The organism is Micromonospora sp. A202, assembly GCF_006715105.1.
Lineage (GTDB): Bacteria > Actinomycetota > Actinomycetes > Mycobacteriales > Micromonosporaceae > Micromonospora > Micromonospora zamorensis.
Window position 1 is genome coordinate 6,308,701 of the sequence record NZ_VFMP01000001.1, and the last position, 12,392, is coordinate 6,321,092.

Below are 12,392 nucleotides of genomic sequence, written 5' to 3' on the forward strand. Positions count from 1 at the left end.
CCGCGTGGGCCGGTCAGAGGTTGCGCTCGTAGACCATCCGCAGGCCGATCAGCGTGATCATCGGCTCGTGGTGGGTGATGGTGTGACACTCGTTGATCACCAGGGAGGCCAGGCCGCCGGTGGCGATCACCGCCCGCACCTCGCCCAACTCCTCGGTCATCCGCTCGACGATCCGGTCCACCTGACCGGCGAAGCCGAAGTACAGGCCGGCCTGAAGGCACTCCACGGTGTTCTTGCCGATCACCGAGCGAGGCTTGGTGGCCTCGACCTTGCGCAGCTGCGCGGCCCGGGCGGCCAGCGCATCGAAGGAGATCTCGATGCCCGGGGCGAACGCGCCGCCGAGGAACTCGCCCCGACCGCTGATCACGTCGAAGTTGGTGGTGGTGCCGAAGTCCACCACGATCGACGGCCCGCCGTAGAGGGTGTACGCGGCCAGGGTGTTCACCACCCGGTCGGCGCCCACCTCCTTCGGGTTGTCGATCGCCAACTGCACCCCGGTCCGCACCCCGGGCTCGACGACGACACTCGGCAGGTCGGCGTAGTAACGGCCGAGCATGGTGCGCAGCGACCGCAGCGCGGCCGGCACCGTGGAGCAGGCGGCCACGCCGGTGATCTCGACGTTGTCCCCGGCGAGCAGGCCCCGGAACATCAGGCCCAGCTCGTCCGCCGTCGAGCGGGCATCGGTCTTGATCCGCCAGGAGTGCACCAGCTTGTCGCCGTCGAAGGTCGCCAGCACGGTGTTGGTGTTTCCGATGTCGATGCAGAGCAGCACGCACGCAGCCTAGACAACGACCGTGCGGGCAGGTGCGGACCGGCCGGCGGACCGTATCCTTGGAGCATCGCGACATGAACATAGGTCGATCCACGGCGCGGCCGGACGGGGAGCGGACATGTCGGGGACGTGGTGGGTGCGGGGTCGTAACACCCTGCGCCGACGTCGACGACACGTGCTGGTGCTGGTCGCCTTGGCCGGCGGCGCGATCTGGATGATCGTGCAGGCGTGGCGGGCGTCCATTCGGGAGAGCGGCAGCTTCACCGGTGACCTCTACCTCAACATCGGCGCCGCTCTGATCATGACGCTGCTGACCTACGTGGTGCTCAACCCGCTCTTCCGCGAACTCCAGACGGTCAGCATCATCGAACACCCCCGACTGGACCGGGACGCCCTGATCGAACGGGTCGCCCAGTCCCGGGAGATCGTGGCCATCCTGGAAACCTGGACCAGCATGCTGGAGGGCCCGTACGCTGCCCGTTTCGTGGCCGCACTGCGCTCCGCGCTCGTCAACGGCGCCGCCGTCAAGGTGCTCCTCCTCGACCCGGACTCACCGGCGGTCCGGCTGCGCGGCGAGGAGGTGCGCCGGCGGGACGCCTCGGTCGCCATCCTCAACAACCTGTGGCACTTCGCGCGGCTCAGCGAGGAACTGCCCGAGTCGGCCCGCGCCCGGCTCCAGGTCCGGGTCTACAGCGCCGCGCCCTCCGTGCAGATGTACCGCTGGGACGGCAAGGCGTTCATCTCGTTCTTCCCCGTGCAGGGCAGCACCTTCGACACCCAGCAGATCGAGGCGTTCGTGTCGACCCCGCTGGGCGAGTTCGTCGACGACCGGTTCGCCGAGCTGTGGGACACCGCCCCACTGGAGGACCTGGCGGCCTGCCTCACGCTGCGGCTCTGCCTGCGCCAAGCCGGTCGTGACCTGGAAACCTGCGACGCGCTCTACGTCCGCTCCGACGGTGAGTGGTACATCGCCGGCACCGACCTGGTGCGCAACGTGGCCCGGCACGGCCTGGCCGGGCTGACCGTCGTGCTGCAGCGGCCCGAGGCGGCCGGCGAGATCTTCGCCATCGGAGAGGCTGACGAGCTGCCGCCCGAGATCTACAACCGGGTGCTGGAGCTGTTCCGGGCCAAGTACGGCCTGGACGGCCGACAGGACACCGAGAACCGGGTGATCTTCAACCTCACCACCAGTTCGTTGACCACCGTCTGAGACGCCGACGCGCGCCGCTACTCGGTCCGCAGGTCCAGCGCGATGTCCAGGATCGGCGAGGAGTGGGTCAACGCGCCCACCGAGAGGAAGTCGACGCCGGTCGCCGCGTAGCGGCCCGCGACCTCCAGGGTCAGCCCACCGGTCGCCTCCAGCTCGGCCCGGTCACCCACCGCGGCCACCGCCTCGGCCAGCAGCTCCGGCGTCATGTTGTCGCAGAGCAGGAAGTCCGCCCCGGCCTCCACCGCCTCGACGGCCTCGGCGACAGTGGTCACCTCGACCTGGACCGGCACCTCCGGGAACGCCTCCCGGACCCGCCGGTACGCCGCCGTGATGCCCCCGGCCGCCAGCTTGTGGTTGTCCTTGATCATGGCCACGTCGTAGAGGCCCATCCGCTTGTTGGTGCCCCCGCCGGCGCGCACCGCATACTTCTCCAGCGCCCGCAGGCCCGGCGTCGTCTTGCGGGTGTCCAGCACCATCGCCTTCGTGCCGGCCAGGGCGTCGGCCCAGGCGCGGGTGTGGGTGGCCACCCCGGACATCCGGCAGAGCAGGTTGAGCGCCGTCCGCTCGGCCGTGAGCAGCAGCCGGGTCGGGCCGGTCACCGTAGCCAGCACGTCGCCGCGGGCCACCCGCTCGCCGTCGCGGGCCAGCACCGACACCTCGACGGTACGACCGAAGCCCGTCACCTCGCCCACCAGCTCGAACACGGCGGCGGCCACGGCCATCCCGGCCAACACCCCGTCCGCGCGGGCCACCAGGTCGGCGGTGTCGGTCTGCTCCGCCGGGATGGTGGCCACGCTGGTGACGTCCAGGAAATCCGGGCCCAGGTCCTCGACCAGCGCACCCTCGATCACCTGTCGTACGTGCGCCGGGTCCAACCCAGCCGCCCGCAACGCCGTCTCCGTCGACTCGATCACGAGTTTCCCTCCCACTGTTGCGTCACCCGGCCCTGCGCCCCGACCGACCCGACCAGGTGGCCCAGCCACCGCTCGTCGGCCGTCGGGAAGTCCTCCCGCCAGTGGCAGCCCCGGGTCTCACCACGGGCGTACGCGGCGGCGACCAGCGTCGACGCCACTGTGAGCAGGTTCGTCGCCTCCCAGTCGGCGGTCCGCGGCCGGCCCCGGGCCACGCCCAGCTCGGTCAGCGTCGCCGCCGTCTCCGCCAGCGTCGCCGCGGACCGGAGCACCCCGGCCCCCCGGGTCATCGCCCGTTGCAGGGGGGGCGTCACCTCCGCGGGCAGCACCCAGCCCGCACCACCACGCCAGGCGCCTGTGTCGGCCGGCTGAACCTGCTCGGGCAGGCCGGCCGCGATGTCCTCGGCGATCCGCCGGGAGAAGACCAGACCCTCCAGCAGTGAGTTGCTGGCCAGCCGGTTCGCGCCGTGCACACCCGTGCAGGCCACCTCGCCGCACGCGTACAGGCCCGGGATGGAGGTGCGGCCACGCAGGTCGGTGCGGACACCGCCGGAGGCGTAGTGGGCGGCCGGTGCCACCGGGATCAGGTCGGTCGCCGGGTCCACGCCGATCGCCAGGCAGGACGCCACGATGGTGGGGAACCGCCCGGCCAGGAAGTCCCCGCCCAGGTGCCGCGCGTCGAGGAAGACGTGATCCGCCCCGGAGGCCAGCAGCACCCGGTGGATGCCCTTGGCCACCACGTCCCGGGGGGCCAGCTCGGCCAGCTCGTGCTGACCCACCATGAACCGCTTGCCGTCCGCGTCCACCAGGTACGCGCCCTCGCCGCGCAGCGCCTCGGAGACCAGCGGCTGCTGCGCGTGCCCGGCACCGGGCACCCCCGCGCCGGGCGGGGTGATCAGGGCGGTCGGGTGGAACTGGACGAACTCCACGTCGGTCACCGCCGCGCCGGCCCGCATGGCCAGCGCCACCCCGTCCCCGGTGGAGACCGCCGGGTTGGTGGTGGCCGAGAAGATCTGCCCCATGCCGCCGGTGGCGAGCACCACCGCGCGGGCCAGCAGCGCGCCGACGCCGTCCTCGCTGCCCTCGCCGAGCACGTGCAGGGTGATCCCGCAGGCCGGGCCGAGCCCGTCCGGGCCGTCGCCCGGGGCTCGCAGCAGGTCCAGCACCAGGGCGTGCTCGAACAGTCGGATCCACGGGTCGCGTTGCACGGCGGCGTGCAGGGCCCGCTGCACCTCGGCGCCGGTGGCGTCCCCGCCCGCGTGCACGATCCGGTCCGCCCGGTGGCCGCCCTCACGGGTCAGCATCAGCGAACCGTCGGGGTGGCGATCGAACTCGGCGCCGATCCGGATCAGTTCCCGCAGCCGGGTCGGGCCCTCGTCGACCAGCACCCCGACCGCCGCCGGGTCGCAGAGACCGACTCCCGCGATCTCGGTGTCCCGGGCATGGGCCGCCGGAGTGTCCGTCGGGTCGAGCACGGCGGCGATGCCGCCCTGCGCCCACCTGGTCGAGCCGTCATCGATGTTGACCTTGGTGACCACCGTGACGTGCAGACCCGCCTCACGCAGGTGCAAGGCCGCGGTCAAGCCGGCCACCCCGGAGCCCACCACGATCACATCTGTGGTCTCGACCCAGCCGGGCGCGGGCGCGGCCAGTAACGCGGGCAGGGCCGGCAGGTCGACGGTCGGAACGTCCATCCTCCCAGTCAACCCGAACGGTCCTCGCTCGGGGCGGCGGGGGCGGGACGAGTGTTTTCGGCTACCCCGTCCGGCACCGTCCGCGTCACGCCAGCCGGGGCCCTGCGGTCACTTCGTCCGGACCGGAAGACCGGCCGGGCCCGCGCCCTTCAGCGAGGCGGTCACCGTACGGTCGCTGAGCCACAGGTAGCAGCGGACGCCCCGGTCACCGACCCGCCAACGCCCCGCACCCGGCGGACGGACCACCACGCCGCTGCGGAAGCTCAGGTCGGCGTCGTCCGGCACGCCCACGTACCGGCCGAGGACGCTGCGACAGCCGTCGTACAGCGGGGACCAGTCGCTGTCCCTGGTCGGGTACGCCGTGTCCGGCGCGCGCCACACCCCGACGAACTCGGCGTCATGCTGCTTGCCGCACTCCACCGGCGCCAGCGTCTGCACCCGGCTGTCGGTGCGGCCGGTCTGCTGGCACCCCAGCCGCAGCCCCGAGGCCCCCTTCAACGTGTCCCGCAGGCTGCCCGACCGGACGACCACGGTGGGCGCCGCCTCCACGGTGGTCAGCTCCGTCAGATCGCACCGGAACCAGCGGGAGCCAGCCGCCCAGCCCGGCCCGGAGGGCAACGCCACGGACAGTCGGAGCCGACCAACCCGCCATTCGTCGCCCACGTAGCCGGTCGCGCGGGTGTCGCACTCGGCGAACGCGCCGCGCAGCTCGGCCGAGCCACCTGCCGGGGCACTCGCCCGCTCGACGGGGAACGCCCCCACGTGGACGGTCTCCACCCGGTGCGGGCCGGCGCAGTCCACCGGCTCATAGGCGGCGAGGGTGACCACGTCGGTGAAATCGGCGGCCTGACACACACCGGCGGCCGGGGTGAACGCCGACGGTGCCGGCAGGGCCGCCCAGTCGTCGGTCAGATCACCATCCAGGCCGCCGGAGCCGGCACAGCCGACCAGCAACGTTGCCGTCACGGCAGCGGCGAACAGGGTCGTCATGGCACTGCGCATATAGCGGCCTCCCCCAGCCACCCGCCGGCTTACGCCAGCGCGCCCAGGGTAACCGCAAATGACCTTCTGGTGACAGAGCGGAATCGGGCCGCTCGGGGTCAGACGGCGGACACTGCCAACGGGCTGGGCACCGGGTCGCCGGCCATGCCGGGTGCCACGCCGGCCGGGTCCACACCCAACTCGATCACCCGGTTGTCGGCGTCCACGTGCACCACCCGTGGCCGGTACGACCGGGCCTCGGCGTCGTCCATCTGCCCGTACGAAATCAGGATGACCAGGTCACCGGGGTGCACCAGGTGCGCGGCCGCACCGTTGATGCCGATCACGCCGCTACCCCGCTCACCCGGGATCACGTACGTCTCCAGTCGGGCACCGTTGGTGATGTCCACGATCGCCACCTGCTCGCCGGGGAGCAGGTCGGCGGCGTCGAGCAGGTCCTCGTCCACCGTCACGGAACCGACGTAGTGCAGATCGGCCTGGGTCACGGTGGCTCGGTGGATCTTCGACTTGAGCATGGTCCGGAACATCGGGGTGGCCTTTCGCGGATTGGTGGAGGGTGGCGGCCGGGTCAGGGACGCGGGGCGAGGTGGATGGCCGCGTTGTCGATCAACCGGGTGGCGCCCACCCAGGCGGCGATCACCAGCCGGGCCGGCCCGGAAACCGGCCCCGGCTCCAGCTCGGGATCGGTGAGCACCAGGTAGTCGAGGCGGGCGCCGGGCGTACCGGCTCCGAACGCGGCGTGCGCGGCGGTCAGCACCGCCCCCGCGTCGCGGCCGTCGTCGGCGGCCCGCGCACCGGCCCGCAGCGCGGCGGACAGGCTCAGCGCTGCGGCCCGCTCCGACTCGCTCAGGTAGCGGTTGCGGCTCGACAACGCCAACCCGTCCGACTCCCGGACGGTCGGCACGCCGACCACCTCGACCGGCACGTCCAGGTCCCGGGTCATCCGCCGGACCAGGGTCAGTTGCTGGTAGTCCTTCTCGCCGAAGAACGCCAGGTCCGGCCGGGTGAGCTGGAGCAGCTTCAACACCACGGTGAGTACGCCGTGGAAGAAGCCGGGACGACTCGCGCCCTCCAGCTCCGCGCCGAGCGGGCCCGGGTCGAGGCGTACGCGGGGCTGGCCGTCCGGATACATGTCGGCGACCGACGGGGCGAAGACCAGGTCGGCGCCCGCCCGGCGGCACACCTCCAGGTCCGCGTCGAGGGTGCGCGGGTAGCGGTCGAAGTCCTCGTTCGGCCCGAACTGCAACGGGTTCACGAAGATCGTCACCAGCACGTGGTCGGCCTGTTCCCGGGCCGCGCGCAGCAACGTCTCGTGCCCGGAGTGCAGCGCGCCCATGGTCATCACCACCCCGACCGTGCCCTTCAGCGCGGCCCGAGCCTCGGCCAACTCGGCGCGCGTGTGTACGAGTTGCGTCATCGCTGCACCTCGGTTCGCGACTGCGGGGCTCGCAAGATCGGCTCACTCCTCGCGCTCACGCGGCCACCTCCCTACCGTTGTCGGCCAGCACGCCGAGCAGCGACTGCGCGTCCACCGGCTGGAGCCGGCCGGCGGCGATCGCCCGGTCGGCGGTACGTCGGGCCAACGCCAGGTACGCGGGGACGGATTCCGGCGCGGTGGCGGCCAACCGGGCCAGGTGCCGCGCAACGGTGCCCGCGTCGCCCCGGGAGACCGGGCCGGTCAGGGCATCGTCGCCGAGCCGCAGGGCGTTCTCCAGGGCGGCGCGCAGCAGCGGGGCCAGCACCTTCTCCGGCCGGTCCACCCCGGCGTCGCGCAGCCGGTCGGCCGCCTCGTTCACGAGGGTCACCAGGTGGTTCGCGCCGTGGGCCAGCGCGGCGTGGTACAGCGGGCGGTCCGACTCGGCCACCCACTCGGGCACGCCACCCAGGTCGGCGACCAGCCGGGCGGCCAGTGGACGCAACTCGGCCGGGGCGGTCACCCCGTACGAGATGCCGGCCAGCCGGGTCAGGTCGTCCGGCGTACCGGTGAAGGTCATCGCGGGGTGCAGGGCCAGCGGCCGGGCACCGACCTCGGCGGCCGGCGCCAGCACGGCGAGGCCGTGCGCGCCGGAGGTGTGCGCGACCACCTGGCCGGGGCGCAGCGCACCCCGGTCGGCGAGGTCGGCCACCACACCGGCCAGGGCATCGTCGGGCACCGCGATCAGCAGCAGGTCGGCGGCGGCGTGGGCCACGGCGGCGGCCGGGCGGCGCGGCACCTCGGGCAGCAGCAGCGCCAACCGGGCGCGGCTGGCGCTGGAGCCGCCGGCGACGGCGACCACCCGATGCCCGGCGGCGGTGAGTGCGGCGCCCAGCACGGCTCCGACGCGGCCGGCACCGATGACACCGACGGTCAGCAGACGGGGGGCGACAGGGGCGCCGGGAACGGCGCGATCCCGCGATGCGGCGGGCCCGTGAGGGGCTGCCGGACGCGGGCGCAGCGGTGCGCTCATGACGATGATCCAGTCCTCGAGAAGGGGTACCGGTCGATCGCAAGTATGCGCCCGCCCCGCCGAACCAGGACAAGCATGTGTGAAAACCTTCACCACCGAAACAAGGGTCCCCCGCCGACCCATCCGATTGCACAGGAGACCCCTACTAACAGGCGGAATGCCACCATTTGGGGCCTCCGGGGTGTTCGGTCCGCGTCGTAACCACTGACCGTAGGGTCGGCATCGTGACGCAGGCTGAACCAGAGGTGATCTGATGTCGATCCGGTGGCGGGACGCGATGAGCCGAGCCCTCTACGGTCCGAACGGCTTCTTCGTCGCCGGCACCGGACCGGCCGACCACTTCCGGACCAGCGTGCACGCCTCCCCCGCCTTCGCCACGGCGCTGCTGCGGCTGATCTACGACGTCGACGCTGGTCTCGGCCACCCGTCCCGGCTCGATGTGGTCGACGTGGGAGCTGGACGTGGGGAGCTGTTACGAGCCCTGCTGAGGCTCGTCGGCTCTGAGGGCGCCGCCGGGGTTGCGGTCGGGGTTTCCGGGGAGCCCACCCGCTCCGGGCGGTCAGGCTTGATCCCTACGCGGGCGGGCTCCCCGGAAACCCTGACTCCCGCGGCCTCCGCCCGTTCCTTACGGGACGAGCCGTCGTCCGGCACGGCTCGACCGTCGCTTGCGGAACGCGTCCACTTCACAGCAGTCGAGTACGCGAGCCGCCCCGAGAACCTGCCTGAAGAGATCACCTGGGTGTCTGAGGTCCCCGCCGAGATCAACGGGGTGTTGCTGGCAACCGAGTGGTTGGACAACGTCCCACTCGACGTGGCGGTGCACACCGCCGACGGCTGGCGATACGTGCTGGTTGACCCCGAGAGCGGCGCGGAAGAGATCGGCGAGCAGGTGAGCCCCGCCGATCTCGACTGGCTCAGCAAGTGGTGGCCCACGGGCCTACCCAGCGCGGCCAGTGACTCGGATCTGGGGGTGACCTGGCCGGACGCGACCAGCGCAAGCGAGTCGGGTTTCCGGGCAGCCCGGCCGGCGCAGGGATCAAGCCTGACCGCCCGGAGCCGGCCGGGCTGCCCGGAAACCCCCAACAGTGACTACCTACGAGCCGAGATCGGCCGCAGCAGAGATGAAGCGTGGGCCAACGCGGTACGACAGATCAGCCGAGGGCTCGCGGTGGCCGTGGACTACGGGCACCTGAGCGGCGCCCGGCCTGTCGACGGGACGATGACCGGGTATCGGGGTGGGCGGCAGGTGCCTCCGGTGCCGGACGGGTCGAGTGATGTGACAGCGCACGTGGCCATGGACTCGGTCGCCTCCGCTGGTTCGGCGGTCGCCCGGTGCGCGTACTCCCTGGTCCTTCAGCGTGAGGCGCTGCGGGCGCTCGGGGCCGACGGCGGCCGACCGCCGCTCAGCCTGGCCGGCACCGACCCGGCGGGGTATGTGCGGGAGTTGGCCGCGGCGTCGGCGGTGGCCGAGCTGACCGACCCGGCCGGGCTCGGCGGGCACTGGTGGCTGCGCCAACCGGTCGGCATCCCGCACGAGCCGGCCGTGGCACGATGACGGGCATGACCACCGACGCCGGGGACCTTCGTGAACTGACCGTCGGCACCGGGGCCGGGCTGGTCGCCGGCACCGGCGACCAGCAGCTCGGCACCGACATGGTGTTGAACATCGGCCCGCAGCACCCGTCCACGCACGGTGTGCTGCGGCTGAAGCTGGTGCTCGACGGCGAGCGGGTGGTCGCCTGCGAACCGATCATCGGTTACATGCACCGGGGCGCTGAGAAGCTGTTCGAGGTGCGTGACTACCGGCAGATCATCGTGCTGGCCAACCGGCACGACTGGCTCTCGGCGTTCTCCAACGAGCTGGGTGTGGTGCTCGCTGTGGAACGCCTGATGGGCATGGAGGTGCCGGAGCGGGCCACCTGGCTGCGGATGGCCCTCGCGGAGCTGAACCGGGTGCTCAACCACCTGATGTTCCTCGGTTCGTACCCGTTGGAGATCGGGGCGATCACGCCGATCTTCTACGCCTTCCGGGAGCGGGAGACGATCCAGGCGGTGATGGAGGAGGTCTCCGGCGGCCGGATCCACTACATGTTCAACCGGGTGGGCGGCCTCAAGGAAGAGGTGCCGTACGGCTGGACCGGTCGGGCCCGCGCGGCGATCGGTGAGGTACGTCGGCGGCTGCCCGACCTGGACCACCTGATCCGGCGCAACGAGATCTTCCTGGCCCGGACGGTGGGCGTGGGCGTGCTGTCCGCCGCGGACGCCGCCGCGTTCGGGGCGTCCGGGCCGGTGGCCCGCGCCTCCGGGCTCGATTTGGACCTGCGCCGCGACGATCCCTACCTGGCGTACGACGAGTTGGATGTGCCGGTGGTCACCCGCACCGCCGGCGACTGCCACGCTCGCTTCGAGGTGCTGCTGGACCAGGTGTATGCGTCGCTCGACCTCGCCGAGCAGTGCCTGAACCGGGTGGACCAGCTGACCGGGCCGATCAACACCCGGCTACCGAAGGTGCTCAAGGCGCCGGAGGGGCACACGTACGCCTGGACGGAGAACCCGCTCGGCATCAACGGCTACTACCTGGTGTCCCGGGGTGAGAAGACGCCGTGGCGGTTGAAGTTGCGCACCGCCTCGTACGCGAACGTGCAGGCGCTGGCGACCCTGCTCCCCGGCTGCCTGGTGCCGGATCTGATCGCGATCCTCGGCTCGATGTTCTTCGTGGTCGGCGACATCGACAAGTGAGCCGGGCGGCCTGACCGGTCAGCGCCAGCGGTCGCCGGGCGGGGTGCCACCGGCACGCGGTACGTCGTCCTGCGGCGGGTAGCCGTAGCGCTCGTCGACCCGGCGTCGGCCGGCCCGTTCCGGGGCGGGTTCGGCCTGATGGCCGCGCTGGCGCGGTGGACGCCACTCGTCCGGAACCGGGACGCCACCCGTCGGCAGCGCCGGCCGGTCCGTCGGCTCGGCCCGGTGGTACGACTCGCGCTCCTCGTGCCGGCGCGGCTCGTCATAACGGTGCGCATCCTCGTGCCGACGCGGCTCCTCGTAGCGGCGCGGCTCCTCGTAGCGGCGCGGCTCCTCGTAGCGGCGCGGCTCCTCGTGTTGACGTGGCCCGTCGTAACGGCGCGGGTCCTCGTGCCGGCGCGGCTCGTCATGGCGGCGCGGTTCCTCGTGGCGGACCTCGGCCCAGCGGTCGGCCACCCGGTATTCGGTGCCGGTGGCGTCGGCGTGCACCTCGGCCCGGCGCTCGCCGACCCGCAGCTCACGGCCGTTCTCGTCGTCGCGGACGGCGGCCCACCGGTCGCCGGCCCGCAACTGCGACCAGTACTCGCCGGTGTCGTCGGCTCGCAGAGGTGGCCCGGGCTGCGGTGCGGCCGCCGCCCGGTCGTCCTGCTCGGACCAGCCACGATCGTCCGGGTTGTCCCAGGAGGGCGCGTCGGGCCTCTCCGGGGTGCGGTGCGACCGCGCCGCCGGGGTGGGCTCGTCGGGCTGGGCGTACGCGTCGCGCCGATCGGTCCACTCCTGCGCTGGCGGGGTCCACTGGCCCGCGTATCCACCGCCGTAGCGCCCAGCCGGCTCGGCCGGCCCGCCATCCACCACCGTGTGCCTGGTGGTGACGTGCACGGTTTCGGTGTGCCGGACCACGCCCGGCCGGTGCCCCGGTTCGGGGCGGTCGTGCTCCCGGGGGCGGGCTGAGCCGTACGCGGCGGCGGCCGGTCGTTCCGCGCCGTACATCCCGGAGGCGGCCGGCGGCGTCGCGGCCTCCCGTGGGTACGCCGGCTCGTCGTCCTCCCTGTGCTCGGAGCGAGCCCGCCGGGGTGCGTCGGCCGGGCCCGCGACCCGGGCGCGGCCCGCGGACGCGTCACCCGGTGCCTGGACCCGGCTGCGGGCCACCGGCACGTCGTCCACTGGTGGCTCGACGGCTGGCACCCGCGCCCGCCCGGCGCCGGCCGGCTCGGCGGCGGGGGCGGCGCCGGCGAGGGCGGCACCGTTGGCGTCGAGACGGCGGCGGACCGCGACGATCCCCTCCTGGGCCCGCTGGGCCTGGTCGAGTGCCTGGTTGCCGCGTTGCGCGGCGGCCACTATCTCGGCGCGCAACTCCCGGCGGAGTTCCTCGATCTCATCCAGCAGCTCGTCGGCTCGTGCCGAGGCGCCCTCCGCGTCGGGACGCAACGCGATGGAGAGACCGATCAGCACCACCGCGAGGATCGCGAGCACCGCGGCGAAGCGCAGCGGCCCGTTGCCGTCGGCGACCAGCAGGATCAGCGCCGCCACCGGCGCCAGAGCGACGCCCGCCCAGAAGAGCATGGTCAACAGCGGCGGTTGTCGGGCTTCAGAGGTGGCCGGGGCTGGCATGGATGT

The 12,392-nt window shown here is 72.8% G+C and carries 11 protein-coding genes; 3 read left to right on the forward strand and 8 right to left on the reverse strand.

Translation table 11 applies throughout. The features are described 5' to 3' along the window. Window positions 1-13: 13 nt before the first annotated feature. Entirely contained in the window at window positions 14-772 is a 759-nt protein-coding gene (locus FBZ33_RS29260; protein WP_088950515.1) for a type III pantothenate kinase, read from the reverse strand. A 118-nt stretch (window positions 773-890) separates the two neighbouring features. On the opposite strand from FBZ33_RS29260, the gene FBZ33_RS29265 reads away from it, so the two are divergent. Then, window positions 891-1,982: a hypothetical protein gene (locus tag FBZ33_RS29265; RefSeq protein WP_141911562.1), complete on the forward strand. Its 1,092-nt coding sequence runs from the start codon at window positions 891-893 to the stop codon at window positions 1,980-1,982. Between the two features lie 17 nt (window positions 1,983-1,999). Here the strand turns inward: FBZ33_RS29265 and nadC are convergent, their stop codons facing one another. The 6 genes from nadC to FBZ33_RS29295 form a co-directional block, all read right to left on the reverse strand. After that, window positions 2,000-2,896 carry a carboxylating nicotinate-nucleotide diphosphorylase gene (nadC, locus tag FBZ33_RS29270; protein ID WP_141911564.1) on the reverse strand — a complete coding sequence of 299 codons (897 nt, stop codon included), beginning with the start codon at window positions 2,894-2,896 and terminating at the stop codon, window positions 2,000-2,002. Continuing rightward, window positions 2,893-4,587, reverse strand: a complete 1,695-nt coding sequence (locus tag FBZ33_RS29275) for an L-aspartate oxidase (RefSeq protein WP_141911565.1) — start codon at window positions 4,585-4,587, stop codon at window positions 2,893-2,895. The genes nadC and FBZ33_RS29275 overlap by 4 nt, the downstream gene beginning before the upstream one ends. A gap of 108 nt (window positions 4,588-4,695) precedes the next feature. Further along, complete coding sequence (locus FBZ33_RS29280) at window positions 4,696-5,589, reverse strand: septum formation family protein (RefSeq protein WP_141911567.1); 894 nt, start codon at window positions 5,587-5,589, stop codon at window positions 4,696-4,698. Window positions 5,590-5,687: 98 nt separating this feature from the next. Beyond that, window positions 5,688-6,116 (reverse strand): aspartate 1-decarboxylase, encoded by a 429-nt coding sequence (gene panD / locus FBZ33_RS29285; protein WP_141911569.1) that lies wholly within the window; start codon window positions 6,114-6,116, stop codon window positions 5,688-5,690. A gap of 41 nt (window positions 6,117-6,157) precedes the next feature. Further along, window positions 6,158-7,006 carry a pantoate--beta-alanine ligase gene (gene panC / locus FBZ33_RS29290; protein ID WP_141911571.1) on the reverse strand — a complete coding sequence of 283 codons (849 nt, stop codon included), beginning with the start codon at window positions 7,004-7,006 and terminating at the stop codon, window positions 6,158-6,160. A gap of 55 nt (window positions 7,007-7,061) precedes the next feature. Next, window positions 7,062-8,036: a Rossmann-like and DUF2520 domain-containing protein gene (locus tag FBZ33_RS29295; RefSeq protein ID WP_141911573.1), complete on the reverse strand. Its 975-nt coding sequence runs from the start codon at window positions 8,034-8,036 to the stop codon at window positions 7,062-7,064. A gap of 253 nt (window positions 8,037-8,289) precedes the next feature. Here FBZ33_RS29295 and FBZ33_RS29305 point away from each other — a divergent pair, with 253 nt between their 5' ends. Next, the gene (locus FBZ33_RS29305; protein ID WP_255509070.1) at window positions 8,290-9,591 is read left to right on the forward strand and encodes an SAM-dependent methyltransferase; all 1,302 of its coding nucleotides are present in this window, start codon (window positions 8,290-8,292) and stop codon (window positions 9,589-9,591) included. Continuing rightward, window positions 9,588-10,775, forward strand: coding sequence for an NADH-quinone oxidoreductase subunit D (locus FBZ33_RS29310; protein ID WP_172862124.1), 1,188 nt, complete (start codon window positions 9,588-9,590; stop codon window positions 10,773-10,775). The genes FBZ33_RS29305 and FBZ33_RS29310 overlap by 4 nt, the downstream gene beginning before the upstream one ends. 18 nt (window positions 10,776-10,793) lie before the next feature. Here FBZ33_RS29310 and FBZ33_RS29315 read toward each other — a convergent pair whose 3' ends face one another. Beyond that, window positions 10,794-12,386 (reverse strand): hypothetical protein, encoded by a 1,593-nt coding sequence (locus FBZ33_RS29315; protein ID WP_185755437.1) that lies wholly within the window; start codon window positions 12,384-12,386, stop codon window positions 10,794-10,796. Window positions 12,387-12,392: the final 6 nt, after the last annotated feature.

Excerpts from the sequence above, each read along its gene's own strand:
- FBZ33_RS29265 (WP_141911562.1), top strand. The coding sequence starts at position 891 with ATGTCGGGGACGTGGTGGGTGCGGGGTCGTAACACCCTGCGCCGACGT.
- FBZ33_RS29275 (WP_141911565.1), bottom strand. The coding sequence starts at position 4,587 with ATGGACGTTCCGACCGTCGACCTGCCGGCCCTGCCCGCGTTACTGGCC.
- FBZ33_RS29280 (WP_141911567.1), bottom strand. The coding sequence starts at position 5,589 with ATGCGCAGTGCCATGACGACCCTGTTCGCCGCTGCCGTGACGGCAACG.
- panD (WP_141911569.1), bottom strand. The coding sequence starts at position 6,116 with ATGTTCCGGACCATGCTCAAGTCGAAGATCCACCGAGCCACCGTGACC.
- panC (WP_141911571.1), bottom strand. The coding sequence starts at position 7,006 with ATGACGCAACTCGTACACACGCGCGCCGAGTTGGCCGAGGCTCGGGCC.
- FBZ33_RS29295 (WP_141911573.1), bottom strand. The coding sequence starts at position 8,036 with ATGAGCGCACCGCTGCGCCCGCGTCCGGCAGCCCCTCACGGGCCCGCC.
- FBZ33_RS29305 (WP_255509070.1), top strand. The coding sequence starts at position 8,290 with ATGTCGATCCGGTGGCGGGACGCGATGAGCCGAGCCCTCTACGGTCCG.
- FBZ33_RS29310 (WP_172862124.1), top strand. The coding sequence starts at position 9,588 with ATGACGGGCATGACCACCGACGCCGGGGACCTTCGTGAACTGACCGTC.
- FBZ33_RS29315 (WP_185755437.1), bottom strand. The coding sequence starts at position 12,386 with ATGCCAGCCCCGGCCACCTCTGAAGCCCGACAACCGCCGCTGTTGACC.